General features: G+C 42.9%; 16 protein-coding genes. 12 read left to right on the top strand and 4 right to left on the bottom strand.

Features of this window, described 5'->3' with window-relative positions:
- The first annotated feature begins 43 nt into the window (after positions 1-43).
- Together GC093_RS35235 and purD are read left to right on the top strand one after the other, a co-directional pair.
- A complete protein-coding gene (locus tag GC093_RS35235) occupies positions 44-778 on the top strand; it encodes an IMP cyclohydrolase (RefSeq protein WP_171656634.1) in 735 nt (244 codons plus the stop codon).
- A 12-nt stretch (positions 779-790) separates the two neighbouring features.
- On the top strand, positions 791-2,050 hold the full coding sequence (gene purD / locus GC093_RS35230; RefSeq protein ID WP_171656633.1) for a phosphoribosylamine--glycine ligase: 1,260 nt from the start codon (positions 791-793) through the stop codon (positions 2,048-2,050).
- Positions 2,051-2,210: 160 nt separating this feature from the next.
- On the opposite strand, the gene GC093_RS37025 is transcribed toward purD, so the two are convergent.
- Together GC093_RS37025 and GC093_RS35220 are read right to left on the bottom strand one after the other, a co-directional pair.
- Positions 2,211-2,381, bottom strand: a complete 171-nt coding sequence (locus GC093_RS37025) for a sporulation histidine kinase inhibitor Sda (RefSeq protein WP_171656632.1) — start codon at positions 2,379-2,381, stop codon at positions 2,211-2,213.
- Between the two features lie 250 nt (positions 2,382-2,631).
- Entirely contained in the window at positions 2,632-2,844 is a 213-nt protein-coding gene (locus GC093_RS35220; protein WP_171656631.1) for a hypothetical protein, read from the bottom strand.
- Positions 2,845-2,964: 120 nt separating this feature from the next.
- On the opposite strand from GC093_RS35220, the gene GC093_RS35215 reads away from it, so the two are divergent.
- The 7 genes from GC093_RS35215 to GC093_RS36750 all read left to right on the top strand — a co-directional run bounded on the left by GC093_RS35215 (position 2,965) and on the right by GC093_RS36750 (position 9,604).
- Positions 2,965-5,253, top strand: a complete 2,289-nt coding sequence (locus GC093_RS35215) for a sensor histidine kinase (RefSeq protein WP_171656630.1) — start codon at positions 2,965-2,967, stop codon at positions 5,251-5,253.
- A complete protein-coding gene (locus GC093_RS35210) occupies positions 5,250-5,882 on the top strand; it encodes a response regulator transcription factor (protein ID WP_171656629.1) in 633 nt (210 codons plus the stop codon). The genes GC093_RS35215 and GC093_RS35210 overlap by 4 nt, the downstream gene beginning before the upstream one ends.
- Positions 5,883-5,901: 19 nt before the next feature.
- Entirely contained in the window at positions 5,902-6,852 is a 951-nt protein-coding gene (locus GC093_RS35205; RefSeq protein ID WP_216625016.1) for a polyprenyl synthetase family protein, read from the top strand.
- 222 nt (positions 6,853-7,074) lie between these two features.
- A complete protein-coding gene (locus tag GC093_RS35200) occupies positions 7,075-7,500 on the top strand; it encodes an RrF2 family transcriptional regulator (RefSeq protein ID WP_171656627.1) in 426 nt (141 codons plus the stop codon).
- A gap of 245 nt (positions 7,501-7,745) precedes the next feature.
- The gene (locus GC093_RS35195) at positions 7,746-8,141 is read left to right on the top strand and encodes a hypothetical protein (protein WP_171656626.1); all 396 of its coding nucleotides are present in this window, start codon (positions 7,746-7,748) and stop codon (positions 8,139-8,141) included.
- A gap of 102 nt (positions 8,142-8,243) precedes the next feature.
- A complete protein-coding gene (gene trxA, locus GC093_RS35190) occupies positions 8,244-8,564 on the top strand; it encodes a thioredoxin (RefSeq protein WP_171656625.1) in 321 nt (106 codons plus the stop codon).
- A 227-nt stretch (positions 8,565-8,791) separates the two neighbouring features.
- The gene (locus GC093_RS36750; RefSeq protein ID WP_171656624.1) at positions 8,792-9,604 is read left to right on the top strand and encodes an aminoglycoside adenylyltransferase domain-containing protein; all 813 of its coding nucleotides are present in this window, start codon (positions 8,792-8,794) and stop codon (positions 9,602-9,604) included.
- 27 nt (positions 9,605-9,631) lie between these two features.
- On the opposite strand, the gene GC093_RS35180 is transcribed toward GC093_RS36750, so the two are convergent.
- A complete protein-coding gene (locus GC093_RS35180; RefSeq protein ID WP_246315844.1) occupies positions 9,632-10,867 on the bottom strand; it encodes an MFS transporter in 1,236 nt (411 codons plus the stop codon).
- 41 nt (positions 10,868-10,908) lie between these two features.
- The gene (locus GC093_RS35175; RefSeq protein WP_171656669.1) at positions 10,909-11,679 is read right to left on the bottom strand and encodes a DODA-type extradiol aromatic ring-opening family dioxygenase; all 771 of its coding nucleotides are present in this window, start codon (positions 11,677-11,679) and stop codon (positions 10,909-10,911) included.
- Positions 11,680-11,850: 171 nt separating this feature from the next.
- On the opposite strand from GC093_RS35175, the gene GC093_RS35170 reads away from it, so the two are divergent.
- The 3 genes from GC093_RS35170 to GC093_RS35160 all read left to right on the top strand — a co-directional run bounded on the left by GC093_RS35170 (position 11,851) and on the right by GC093_RS35160 (position 14,475).
- Complete coding sequence (locus GC093_RS35170; RefSeq protein WP_171656623.1) at positions 11,851-12,708, top strand: sugar phosphate isomerase/epimerase family protein; 858 nt, start codon at positions 11,851-11,853, stop codon at positions 12,706-12,708.
- Between the two features lie 184 nt (positions 12,709-12,892).
- On the top strand, positions 12,893-13,114 hold the full coding sequence (locus GC093_RS35165; protein ID WP_171656622.1) for a DUF2905 domain-containing protein: 222 nt from the start codon (positions 12,893-12,895) through the stop codon (positions 13,112-13,114).
- Between the two features lie 275 nt (positions 13,115-13,389).
- On the top strand, positions 13,390-14,475 hold the full coding sequence (locus GC093_RS35160) for a DUF3048 domain-containing protein (protein ID WP_171656621.1): 1,086 nt from the start codon (positions 13,390-13,392) through the stop codon (positions 14,473-14,475).
- The last annotated feature ends 111 nt before the right edge of the window (positions 14,476-14,586 follow it).

Raw genomic sequence — 14,586 nt, 5'->3', positions numbered from 1 at the left:
GAAGAAAGTTTCGCTAAAGCGAAACTCTAAGGAGGAACTACTCGTGACGGCAGCAGTACAATGGAGCAGCACAGCAGAACAAAATTTGGACGGATTGAAACAAAATCCTTACCCAGGGCGCGGTATTGTTATAGGTTTGACTCCGGATGGCAAACGTCTGGTTCAAGTGTATTGGATTATGGGACGCAGCGAAAACAGCCGCAACCGGATTTTTGTACAAGAAGACAATGGGTTTCTCCGTACGGAAGCGAAAGACCCGGCCAAGCTGACAGATCCTTCTCTTATTATTTATTATCCTGTCAAATATGCTGATGGCGCGCACATTGTAACGAATGGTGATCAAACGGATACCATTTACGATACATTGAACAATGGCGGCACCTTCGAGCAAGCATTGACTACACGGACTTTTGAGCCGGATGCACCTAACTATACGCCGCGGATTTCAGGTTTAGTTGATTTGAATAACAAGCAGTGCCAATACAAGCTGTCGATCCTAAAAACGAATGCGGGAAATCCGGAGCAGACGCTTCGCCAATTTTTCCATTACGAACAGGGAATTGCTGGCTTTGGTCACTGTATTCATACTTATTCCGCAGACGGCAATCCGCTGCCATCCTTCAATGGAGAGCCTGTTCTCGTACCTGTGTACAACGATATAGAGCAAACAGCAAGTGCTTACTGGGATAGACTGAACGAAGAAAACAAAATTTCCTTGTTGGTTAAAACGATTAACATCGACAATGGACAGACCGAAATGCGGGTAATCAACAAGTAGGAGGTGCGCGGAATGCGGGTTTTAGTCATTGGCGGCGGTGGCCGTGAGCATGCGATTTGTTGGGCTTTGAAAAAAAGCCCCAAGGTGCGAGAGTTGTACTGTGCGCCGGGTAACGGAGGTATTGCTGAGGTTGCGGAATGCGTACCTATACAAGTGAATCAGTTTGAGGAGATCGGCCAATTCGCTTTGGACCATTCCATTGATTTGGTTGTTATCGGTCCGGATGATCCGTTATCCGAAGGCATTGTCGATCACTTGGAGGCCAAGAAGATTCCTGTGTTTGGTCCGCGGAAAAATGCGGCGATTCTTGAGGCAAGCAAAGTCTTCTCCAAGGATCTGTTTAAAAAGTACAACATTCCAACCGCAGCCTACGAATCATTCGAAAACTACGATGAAGCGTTGAGCTACTTGCACAAGCAGCAAATTCCGATTGTTATCAAGGCAGATGGCTTGGCAGCAGGAAAAGGCGTTGTGGTTGCACAGTCGATGGAAGAAGCTGAGAAGGCGCTTCATGATATCATGGTTACTAAAATTTTCGGAGCTTCCGGGGATCAGGTTGTGATCGAGGAGTTTCTGAGTGGTCAGGAAATGTCTATCCTGTCCTTTGTAGATGGCAATGTGGTGCGCCCTATGGTGCCCGCACAGGATCATAAGGCTGTGTTCGATGACGATAAAGGCCCGAACACGGGCGGTATGGGCACTTATACGCCACTGCCGCATATTCCTCAATCTATCATCGATGAAGCGATTGAGACTATTATTAAGCCGACGGCTGCAGCGATGGTTAGCGAAGGCCGTTCGTTCCGCGGTGTGCTGTTTGCAGGACTTATGATAACGCCGCAAGGCCCCAAAACCATCGAGTTCAACGCGCGCTTCGGCGACCCGGAAACTCAGGTTGTGCTGCCGCGGTTGAAAACGGATCTGCTTGATATTTTCTTGGCAGCGGTGAACGGTCACCTCGAGCAAATGGATATCCAATGGAGTGACGAGGCAGCGGTGTGCGTAATTCTCGCTTCGGAGGGTTATCCTGCGTTTTATCCAAAGGGGCTTCCAATTGAAGGCTTGGATAAAGTGAAGGACGCACTTGTGTTTCACGCTGGTACTGCGTTGAAGGACGGTCAGATCGTAACTAATGGAGGCCGTGTGCTTGGCGTTACCGCCCTCGGCAAAGATATCGCAGAAGCGCGTGAGAAAGCATATACGGCCGCGGACTGCATCCGCTTCGATGGTATGCATTACCGTTCAGATATAGCTAAAAAAGCATTGGTATAATAAATTAGGCTGGTTCGAAGCCGGAATGATCTATAATGTATATTAAAAACCGTCCTGGGCTCCAATGGAGTCAAGGACGGTTTTTGGATGTGGGGCTACATATAGATGATTATTTCTTGTCTGTGCAATCAGTTGATTATACTCAATCTGCTGGTAGAATTTATGGTTTATGAACAGAGGCGTTGGAAGTGAAAGATTGCATCGCTTGGATTTGCAGCTTCCTCCGCTTCAGTTCAGCGAAAAGCATGTCAATAAAATCTTGGTCAAGCTTCATTCCTACAGCATTTACATATGAGTTAACTAAATCTGTATCTGTAAGCGAGTCATACATTCTATTAGTTCTTACTCCCTTCGTCTTTTATGACCCTATAAGTCATTTATGAAATTTTCCTCAATTACCAAATATATACTTATATCATAAAATAAAAATGCTTCCAATGCTGTGCAAAATGTTTGCACTTTTGCACATTTTATTTGCGTCTTTATTTACTTTTATTCGACAAAAATGAAAAAGAGATTGCACATTCGGACAAGTCCCGATATGCAATCTCTTTTTCATTTGGTAAAATAAAGAAGTAAGACTATTCCCACAAATCTGTTGGTGTTGATTTTTTTATGTATTCTCTGGATGTTTTAGCCAATTGCATCATGACAGCTTTTCCTTCTTCTGCGGATAAAGAGAAAGCCTCGAACCAACGAGTATCCTTGAAAAGCTGTGCAATTTGTTGTGAATCCAATTGTTTTAGTGAGCGAACTGTAGTAGTAAGTCCTGGTGAGTAAGTTAAAGTATTCATGATTACCAACCCTCTCTCGACATATTTTTACATATATTACACTTTTTATTATATCAGAAAAATATAAAAAGCAAGGGGGTAATTACGATAAAACAGAAATTTTTTATTCGATCTGTTATATTGCTGCTAATTGTCATTCATGGTTGGTTTGCTTTTATTACTTTTCAATATCCTTTTATTGGTATTCTTCTGACCTTAAATGAAAACAACGAATTTGTCATAAGAAAGCTTGATACGGATAGCGCTAGCTTAAACCTAAACTTTCAAGTTGGAGATATTGTTAGACAGGTAAATGATGAAGAAACGGGTAAATATGCTACCGTTAAAAAGTGGAGAGCTATCGAACAAGCAGACAGCGTTTTAATTTCTCGGAATGGCGAGGAATTTAGAGTGGTTACGGAACATGCAAGAGCCTCTGCCAGCACACAAGTTCTTCCTCTTTTAGGGGAAATTTTATGTGTTTTATTTGCGGCTATGGTTTATTGGAAAGTACGAAATTCCAAATCGGGACGATTCTTATCGCTTGTTTTTTTGAATATAGGGTTTATTTTTGCCAGCTTGGGCGCTTCCGTTCGAGGAGATGCATTAGGAAAGATGTTTATAAGTACGTCTATGATACTGTTCCCTGTTATGTTTTTTCATTTTCTGGTTGTTTTTTTGAGAGAGAAAGGGAACGTACACTTACCTGATAAATTCATGAAATTAGTATATGGTATCGTTCTTATAACAGTATTGCCTAGATTAGCTTACTTTTTTCCCGACCTTGCTTATTATGTCTATCAATTCAATACAAACGTTGTGATTGCATTGTTCTTGATAGTATTTTCGTTTAATTTCTTATTTCTTACTTTTGTATATTTGAAATATAGGAATGAAGGCTCAGCTTTATCCGCTATTGTAAAAACAGTCTGGTGGAGTTTAATCATATCGTTTTTCCCTTTTGCTTGCCTCTCATTTATTCCACAGTTATTTCTCGGATATGAATGGGTGAGTTCCCTATATACCTCATGGTTGGTATTGGTTTTTCCGATATCATTCGCTTATCTCATCGTATCCAAGCAATTGTACGACATCGATATTGTATTGCGTCGTATAGTGTTTACCGTCTTGCTTTCCATTGTTCCTAGCGCAGCTATCTCGGCGTTAAATACGGTCATTTTTCAGGGGACTACTTCGGTCAAAGACCTGTTCATCAGCTTTATTTTCTCTGTTGTGATTATTTCATCTGTGCTTTATTCGTATGAATACTTCACCACGAAGCTGCAAAAAATTATGTTTCCCCGTAAATATCATTTGCAGAATGCTTTGAGGAACATAGCTACTAACCTTCGGTCCATCTCCAGCTTCAGGGAGCTGAAGGATATTATTTTGGTCGATATTGTGAATACCCTAGAGGTGTCTGGCGCGGCTATCGTATTTAAGTACAACGACAGTGTGGAAACGGTTATTACTGGAGATATTCAGGCTGATGAAGTGGAACGGATGGCAGTATTAGGGGCATGGGGGCACCCATCCTATTCGTGTATGAAGATCAATCGTCATGAGGAATACACCAGCTATATGATCATTGCAAGGAAAAAAACCAATACTTTGCTAGGGCAAGAGGAGACACAATGGCTGAATTTGATTATTTCGTATTTGGCGGTCAGTCTGGAGAACTTGCATTTGATCGGGAAGCTGAATGTGCGATTGCAGCACTTGGCTTCACAAATTCCGAATGAACTGGTCGCGCAGGATTTTATGTGGTTCCGTAAATTAATGTTCGAGCTGCAGGAATCTGAGCGTAAACGTATTGCTACAGATTTGCATGACACTACATTGCAGGATTTATTTTTTCTGAAAAAAAGATTTACGGCCATTATGAACAGCCATCCATTTGAAGAAGAGGAGATGGAGAGAATGAGCGGTATTATCGATTATGTTGAGATTATTAATACTAATTTACGGCAGAGCTGCTTTGAGCTGAATCCCCATTTGCTTCATGAGATTGGACTGCTTCAAACCGTGACCAAGGTCGTTGAACAAGAGGGCGCGCTACTTCCGTTTCAGCTTGAGTTCAGTGCTATAGGAGCTGAAATGATAGAGTCTTGGGATATGGAAACAAAGCGTCATGTTTTTCGCATTATACAGGAGCTAATAAATAATGCGAAAAAGCATTCCGAAGCGTCTAGAGTTAGTATTCTCATAACAAAGGAGGCAGATTCCTTTCAGCTGCTCTATGAGGATGACGGAATCGGTTTTATACCCAAACCAGAAGTGGAAAAGCATATAGGAGCATCAGGCATGGGAATGGAACAAATGAAAAGTCGCGTCTTGCATTTGAACGGACATCTCGAAATATCTGTAAATCGAGGGTCTGGCACAACTGTATGGATCACATTACCGCTAAGAAGGGTAATGACGGCATGAGGAATATTCTGAGAGCCCTAATTGTAGATGACCATCCTGTCATGGTTAAAGCAACTATGGCCATTCTGGAGCAGATTGAAGGAATAGAGGTCATAGGTAATGCTGGTAATGGAAATTTGTGTTTGGAGTTTGTGGAGCTGCATCAGCCTGACATTGTTTTTCTAGATTATCATCTTCCAGATCAATTTGGCAGTGCAGTTGCTAAACAAATCAAGGAGCGGTATCCGAAAACTCATATTATTATTTTTACAGGAATTGATGTAGCGGATATGTATAATCATTTTCTGGAGATAGGAGTAAGTGGAATTATTTCCAAGGAATCTAGTGAAAACGTTGTGCGAAACATGGTGTATTGTATTATAGAAGGGTACACAGCAATACCGATATCTGTTTACCGTCATATGAGGCTGGTAGGGAGTGATTCCCCCCATGAGATTATGTTGAGCAATGACGAAGTCCAAATTATGTCCTTGCTTGTAAGAGGCGCAACACATGAGCAAATTGCCAATGAGATTTATGTAAGTAAGCGTTCTGTTGATAATTATTTGAAAAAAATATATGAAAAAATGGATGTCAAATCTAAGGCGCAAGCCATAGAGAAATTTGTCCAGAGCAAATATTACACTTAGTGGCGGGCGGGGGAATAGTATGGATCGTTATGTGGTAGAGGAATTGCACAGGGTCATCGATCAATACATAGTTTCCGATGATTTAAATACTCTAATCAAACAGTTTATTCAAGAAAAGGCTTCAGAAGACAGCATCTGGTCGAGGATTACGGAATATAGTCACAGAATGCTGGGGGGGACATTCACTCATATCGGGCAAGTAGCAGCACTGAGCGAGCTGATTGTTCTAGCTTTGGATATTGCTGATGATTTGCAGGATCAGGATAATATTGCAAAACCATGGATGACCTGCCCTCCATCCTATACTTTAAACGCGCTGCTCGCATTTCAAACGATATTTATGGGGGAGATGGGGAGGCTTCAGCAAAGCTACAGTGGGACATCAAACTTGGTAGAGGGAGCAAGCCATATACTGGCGGGAGCTATAAATGGTCAGCAGAAGGATTTGAATAGCAGTATTACTACTGAAGCCGATTGTTTAGCTATGGTTCGGGAAAAATCAGGTTCATTGATTAAGCTTGCTTGTTATATGGGGTATGTGTTTGTGGAGAACTGCACTCAAGAGACGATCGAACAGATGAATGAGTTGGCTGACTGTATTGGTATTATGGCTCAAATTGAGAATGATATGAAGGATGTCATGAGATTTGATCTTAAAAATGATCTGATCCAAAAGAAACGCACACTGCCTATAATATTCCTTCTGCTGCATGGCGACGAGGATTTCCCGATATTGAAGCAATTCTATGAAGAGCAGCTAACGGCTGAGCAATTTCTCAAGCATAAGCTGGCGTGCCTTCAATATATATCGGAATCAGGCTGCATAGAATACTGTAAAATCGTACAGTCGTTATATTTCAACAGGGCGGAGGAGCTGTATAATTCGATGCCTTCTTGTTCTCCTTGGAGAGAGGAATTTAAAGAAATAACATTTGGAACTTATGAGATTAAGGAAGAAAGCTTAAGCTAATATTACGGTATGACAGAGGGGAAACAATTGAAGTAAGTGAGGGATTGGGATTGACAGTAATTCTAAAAGATCATAAATTTCTGTCAATTCGCTCGTTCTTTGCTGCATCTGGATACTCTCTGTTTCTTCCATCATAAATAGGCTTGACATTATCAACTGTAATAAATATAATAACAGTATAACTTAGCTGCAAAAAACGGTATAGAGTAGGGAGGGCATTCAATGAATAGCGAGTTTACCATAGCGGTTCATAGTTTGGTCCTGCTTGCTTATAGACCCGATCATATGGCAACGAGCGATATGATTGCCCACAATGTTTGTACCCATCCAGCAAGAGTACGTAAGGTGATGGCGCTGCTGCGGAAGCAAGGTTATGTGGCGGCCAAGGAAGGAACCGGCGGCGGATTTTTGTTGAATTGCGCTCCGGATCAAGTGACGCTAGCGGAGATTTATCGTCTGACCTCCATGGGGTCTGTAAAACCGAATTGGTGCTCAGGAGATGTGGAACAAGAGTGCATGGTTGCTTGCAACATGGCGAGTGTGATGGATCAATTATTTGCTGGTGCTGAGAAGCATCTGATCGATTATTTTAATGCTTCCACTATTCAAGATGTGCTGAAGCAGGTACGGGAGAAAGCGGCTAAATAGTTCTTGCTTCTTAGTAGTTGAGTGGACGAAAGCTGCTTCGCTCAGCTTGACATACTCGTAAGTGCTTAAGGACAGTACTATTTCTTGTCCTCGGTCAAACTGTTACTTGATTTGTTTCAGTTTTGAGGTTAATATTTGTAGTAAGTCATCCATTGGCGATTAGATTTAATGTTGAGACAATCGCATTTGAACTGTTACTCAAAAAGTATCAGTTAGCTTGAAATTAGGAAGGGAGAGTGGCAAGTATGGCATGGGCAAAACAACAAACGGTTCAAGTAGGCGATTGGGTGAGTGGCACTTCTTTGTTAGATGAAAAATTTATTGGGTATCTGGAAGCGATCACCGGAAATGGCAAAGTGATGGTGTATGTGACCCAAAGCGATCATGACGAGGCCGTAGGTGAATGGGTGGAAGCTACTTTATCGAAGCTAGAAAAGCTGGATGATTATGTGCCAAACGAGGTGAATGATCTGCAAAGCTTGATGGATTTGGCTTTAATGACACGTGACCAAGCGTGGTTTAACGAATTGGCGGCCGCTCTCCGTATCGCTCAAGAGAAAACAGCTCATCGTTCTGCCGGTAAAGGTAAGCATTATGGCAATGGGAGTGGAAGCTGGGCCGGCAGAGTAAGAATTGACTAAAGATGCTGCATGTTAATCATATAAATAATGAATGGGTCTAAGTATGCTGAACAGCTAACCTTTGAACCCGTACTATAAATTTGAAATAGGAGTTGATGCGTTATGGCAATAATAAAAGTTGAGGATAATAATTTCAAAGAAACGATTGCACAGGATGGGTTGGTGTTGGTAGATTTCTGGGCTCCGTGGTGTGGTCCTTGTAAAATGATCGCTCCTGTTCTTGAGGAAATGAGCAGCCAGCTGGGTGACCGATTGACGATTGCAAAAATGAATGTAGACGATAACCCAGAAACACCAGGAGCATACGGCGTCATGAGTATCCCTACGTTGAAGTTGTTCAAAAACGGTGTGGAAGTATCCACAACAGTTGGTTTTAAACCGCTGCAGGATATGATGGCTTGGGTAGAGCCGCAGTTATCATAAGCGATATCGATACAAAGTGGACAGGGCAGGAACATTCCTTTAAGGGGGATAATTCCTGCCCTTTATTTGTTGATAGGTAAGTATAAATGAGGTACATGGCTTTGCATCAAAACTGACAAATGCGCTCGTCTTCAAAGGATGGTATAGCAGTGTGTGCTGGGTAAGATGGGAATATGATACAATTGGATTCTGTGTAGTGATTCTAAGAAAAAGGAACGGTGACCCTTGTGATTCCACGTGTTCCCCATGTTATACTCCCGCTGTTACAGGACTATGTGCAGCTGCTTATCTCACAACTGCCGGAAGTTGTTTACGGTATTTATCTTCAGGGCTCGATAGTTCTGGATGGCTTTGTTCCCGAAAGAAGTGATATTGACTTTATCACGATCGTATCCAGAAACCTGACACCAGAGGAAATAAATCAAATAGATCTTATCCATGAAAAATTGAAGAACAAACATGATTACTACAGCGTTATGGAGGGTCAGTATACGACACTTGATCATTTGAGAAGGACTGCAGATTTGGAGCGGGAGCGGTTTCCCAAATATTTTTACGGCAAGTGTATGGGACTTACGAAAGGACAGATTGACAGTACTGCCTTATGGATATTGAAGAATCATGGACTTACGCTTTTTGGACCTAATGCTAGGGGACTGGAGATTAACGTTAGTTGGCCTGATTTGCTTAATGCGATGAAATATAATTTACATAAGTATTGGACGGAAAAAGCGGATAATTATGAACTGTTTTTGCAGGATAATTGGGTGGATGATACGGTATTGACCTTAGGCAGGATCATGTATACACTTGAACATCAATCTGTGATAACTAAGGATCAGGCTGGCGATTATCTTGTTCAGATGCTCCCTACTGAATGGCATGCCCTTATATACGAAGCTATGCGAATCCGCCAAGGAAAAAGGGAGAACGGGCACTTCCCATCCATTGATGAACGGGCAGCACGGACACAGAGCTTCATCAAATACATAGTGAATGTGTGCAACGAGCAATATCAATTAGAAAAGGTAAGCCATTAATGGATACATAGATTTCACCAAACAATCTTAAACAGCAGCTGAGTGGCTGTCCACGGAAGCTTGTTTTTTCGTGAACCAAACCATCAGCAGCGCGCTTATCACAAAAGACACAACAATCAAGACAAATGGCAGCCGCGGGTTGATAGCGTAGGACCATCCTCCAATGATTCCGGACGGGGAAACGAATATTAGAATCATTACGGATAGAATGGAAAACACTTTGGCACGTTCTTCATCCTGTATGACGTTGGCAACCGATGCTTCTAGATAAGGATATGTAATAATAGTGCCGACAGCGAACAGTATGGTGCTTCCTACAATCCAAAAGGTACCCTCGACAGGTGCCACAATCTGCAGCAGCATGGCTGCGGCCGATAAGAGGAAGCCGATTACCATGAACCGGTTTACATGAGCTAATTTGATCCGTGGTACAACGTACAGTATTAATACCAACATGGATACTGAAGTGACGGCAGGAAACCAGGCTATAAAGGCCTCACTAAAATTAAGCGCTTTCACGAGGTATATGGAGAGATAGGTATTGCGCATATTAAGCTGAAACTGATACAGCATATAAATACCGAAAATGAGCAGCAGCGGCGTATTGGCAAAGACCATTTTCACTACCTGCCAATAATCGCGAACGATAACGCGGGGCTGAAAGGCTCCTTGCTCCTTGCTTTTACGAATCCCGATTTCCGTCTCATGGGTGGCATAATTACGCCCAATAAACATCAAGGTCATACTTACAAAAGCAATCAAGTACATGATTCGATTTGCTGGAACTAAACCATAATGGCTAACGAGCAGCCCGCCGAGAGGAGCAAACAATCCACATATAATATTGATCAATTGAAGGACGTTAAAAATATGCGGACGTTCATCTGGCTTCGTATCCTCAACAAGCAGACAATACCAAGCGGTATTAGGAACCTTTTGAAAGCTGTTAAAGATCGCAGCGGCCAGAAAAAACCAAATATTTTGTGAAAAGGCCCACAGGAGAGTTGCAGTACTCCAGCTGACAAAGTCAAAAACCATCAGTGCTTTTTTGCGGCCCATCCGGTCGGTTAAATATCCGCTGATTAAGGAAGTAAATATTTGAAGCATAAGCCCGAGGGATGTAAGTAAACCGATCTGAGTTTCACTTACGCCAAGCTCCAGCATATAGACTGATGCATAGGTCAAATACAGGCTGTACGGCAATAGAAACATAGGCTCGTACAGCATGCATCCTCTGGCGTTTCCTTGTAGTTTGTTGAACAAAACGGTCCCTCATTTCATGAATTGGTTCCATTGCTTTAAATTTAACTGAACATCCAGCAGCTCAAGCTTAATGTGCCCAGCTGATATTGTTGGTGGAGGAGAGTAGCTTTTCTCATGCGGTCCGCAGCTCCCATGCTGATGAACAGCGGAGCAAAGTGTTCTTTGGTCGGCACAGCCTTGGCAGCAAAAGGCGCACGATGCTCATAGTCGAACAAAGCCTCTAAATCCCAAATATGAATTCGCTCCGCGACCCATTGATCGAATTCTATGGCCCAATCCTCTGCGTCTTTGGAATCCCAGCTTAATAAACCTGGATTGTGTACGGTACCGCCGCTGCCAATGATCAGGATTCCTTGCTGCCTCAGGTGCATGAGTGCTTTACCGATTCTATACTGCTCCTCGGGTACCAGACGGGGATTTAAGGAAAGGGTTACTACAGGCGTATCGGCTTGCGGAAGCAGCAGAGAGAGGAGTGTCCAAGCGCCATGGTCCAGCCCTCGGGAATCGTCAATTGAGCAGGTGATCCCTTCTGAAGCAAGGAGCTTTTGAATCTGCAGGCTGAGCACAATGTTACCAACAGCAGGATAGGTTATCTCGTACAGCTCCTGCGGGAAGCCGAAGAAATCATGGAGGGTCTCCAGCTGGGAAGCTCCTGAAATTAATTGTCTAGGGCTCTCCCAATGGGCGCTTACTAAGACGATGCCTTCGGGCTTGGGTATCTGGGCACCGAGAATTCTCAGAAATTGCGTGTACGGATGGTGCTCCAGTACGAGTGTGGGTGCGCCATGAGCCATGAAAAAGGATGGGAACATAACAGCACCTCCAATTCGATGATATAAAGTTATCATATGCAGAAAGAGATACGCAATACAATCTGATTTTTCAGAATATTTTTATTGTTCACGTTAACATAGATATATTTTTAATTGCCTGATATAATTTCAATAGTGGCAATAGTCCAATACAAGCTGGAGGTTACTCTCATGAAATTATCTGTTTTTACTGTAGTTACACCGGATTTAACACCTGAAGAGCTTGCTGTAGCAGCTAAAGAAGCGGGTATTGACGGTATTGAATGGCGTTTTAAAGAAATTCCACAGGATGCTCTAGAGGAAAAGCCCTCCTACTGGCGGAGAAATCTATGCTCGATTGATCCTGCCGCATCCGATGCTGAACTGGAGCGATTTGCTCGTGCAGCTCAAGATAACGGGTTGAAAACAGTAAGTGTTACTCCTTATTTGCAAGCGGGTGATTTGAAAAGCACGGAACGTGTGCTGCAAGTAGCGCAAAAGCTGGGTGCAGAGACGATTCGTGTAGGAGTACCGGCTTACAATGGCACACAGCACTTCAATGAGCTGTATGCACTAGAGCTTGAGTACCTGAAGGGCGTAGAGCCGCTAGCTAAGCAGTACGGCGTGAAATGCTTAATTGAAACTCATCACAACACGATTACTGCAAGTGTTTCGGGCGCGTTCCGCCTTGTCAGTCAATTTGATCCCAAACATATCGGCGTATTGTTCGATCCAGGCAACATGGTGCATGAAGGGTATGAAAATTTCCGCATGGGCTTAGAAATACTGGGTCCATATTTGGCTCATGTTCATATTAAAAACACAGGCTGGAAGAAAACAGACGTCCGCGAAGACGGCTCTCAAGCTTGGACTTCTTATTGGGAACCTAACTTCCAGGGCGTTGTAAATTGGAAGCAAGTGTTAACTGACCTGAAGGCTGTCGGTTACGATGGTTACCTAGGCGTGGAGGATTTCAGTGGCCTCTATGGTTCAAAGGAACTGCTTCAAAAGTATGGCGAAGAAACGCGTGCTCTCTTGGCGAGTATCTAAGTTATTCATATAAAATAATGAACACCCGCTCAACAGGTAAGAAACATACCTGGAGCGGGTGTTTTTTTGGTCGTAATTAGGAATACAAGCGTTAAGGAGTCTGGTGCTTTAGGTATTATTGCAAGTGGGTTTCTTTCGACTATAATAATAGGAGCAGGCAACCTATATAAGGGAGGGATCACGATTGAATCCTGTAGCTAAGCTATTAATCGTCGGTGGCATTGTTATGATCATTGCAGGAGTGTTATGGATTGTTGGAGGCAAGTTTCTGAATTTGGGACGGCTGCCGGGCGACATTGCGGTCGAGAAGGGTAACTTCAAAATTTACTTCCCGATAGCGACCTGTATTGTTATTAGTGTAGTGCTATCCTTAATTATGTATTTGGTCCGTTGGTTCACCAAATGAATTCATGTATCCATTCATCTACCTATCCCGCTTGATAATTCTCCTATTATCTATACATTTCTATTCTACTTCCTTCGCATATATGCGCAAGTCGGCTTAGGTGTAAATCAGGGCCAGACAAGTATAATATAAAGCAGGGTGCATACACTCCTTGTATGTAAAAAATTCCCCTAATCGACATTAAGTTTATAATGCAGATTTTCTTTCTTGCGAAAACTCAGCAAATGCTTGTGAATAACGTTTCACAAAAGCGATACTCTTAAGGAGGAATGTTGATGGTTACAAGAATGACCGGTTTCATTGCCGCGTTTATGGTAACACTGCTGATCACGTCTTGCAGCTTGGAGCCTGGGACGAAAAAGTCTGCTCCAGCAATGACACCCATTGCTCCTACATCAACTTCGTCCGCTGCTTCAACGGAAGTGAAACAACAGGTGGCGATGTTTAAGGAGCCTTTTACAGGGTTGCTTTCAGAGGAAAAGAATGATAGCCGCCCCCTTTTAGTTATGGTGAACAATCATCCGTCAGCAAGACCCCAGTCCGGCTTAAGCTACGCCGATGTGCTGTATGAGAGTTTGGCCGAAGGGGAAGTCACTAGGATAGCAGCCTTATATCAAAGTGCTAAAGCAAATTTTACAATTGGACCCGTGCGAAGTATTAGGCCCTATTTTATAGATTTAGGTAAAATATACGATGCAGTGCTCATTCATGCAGGCGGTAGCCCTGATGCTTATACGCAGTTGGAAGAGCAGAAGCTCGATCACCTTGACGAGATCACCAATGCAGGAAGATTCTTTTGGCGGGAAGCATTTCGTAAGGCGCCACATAATTTGTATACAGGACTTGTGAAAATACGAATGGGAACGGAGAAGCTGGGTCTGCGTAACGAATATATGGCGACTCAAGCGATACCTGCCTATGTACCGGAGAATGCGGATAAGCTCGGAGAGCTCTCCTCTGGTATGCGCATTACCTTTTTGCTGAAAAGCTATGCTGTATCTTATACATATGATGCTGGACTTAAGCTGTATAAGCGGTTTGTTAATGATGTCCCGCATTTGGATTTGAGCAATAATGAGCAGCTGGCGGCATCGAATGTAGTCGTTCTAGCGGCAGAGCATGTTATTTTAGATAATGAGGGGCGAAGGGACATCAAGATGATTGGCAGTGGCAGAGGGTACCTGTTTCAAAGAAATATAGCCCAGCCGATCGAGTGGAGAAAAAGCGATGTGTTTGACCGATTCCATCTGTATCGGGATGGGAAAGAGATAGGTTTATTTCCAGGTAAAACCCATTATTTGATCGTGCCCAACAAGCCGTCCTTGGAGGAGCATCTTACGATTCAATCTGAAGCTCCGTAAGCTATGAAATGCTGGTGTTTTTGAATATTCAGACATGAGGTTAGTTTCATTAGCAGGATGGGAATAATGATGAAAAGCTGTTGAGTTGTTAGGAAAATATGGAAATAAAAA

Source organism: Paenibacillus foliorum (genome assembly GCF_013141765.1).
Lineage (GTDB): Bacteria > Bacillota > Bacilli > Paenibacillales > NBRC-103111 > Paenibacillus_S > Paenibacillus_S foliorum.
The sequence above is the reverse complement of the archived record's forward strand: the minus strand, read 5'-3'. Positions and strand labels throughout refer to the sequence as shown.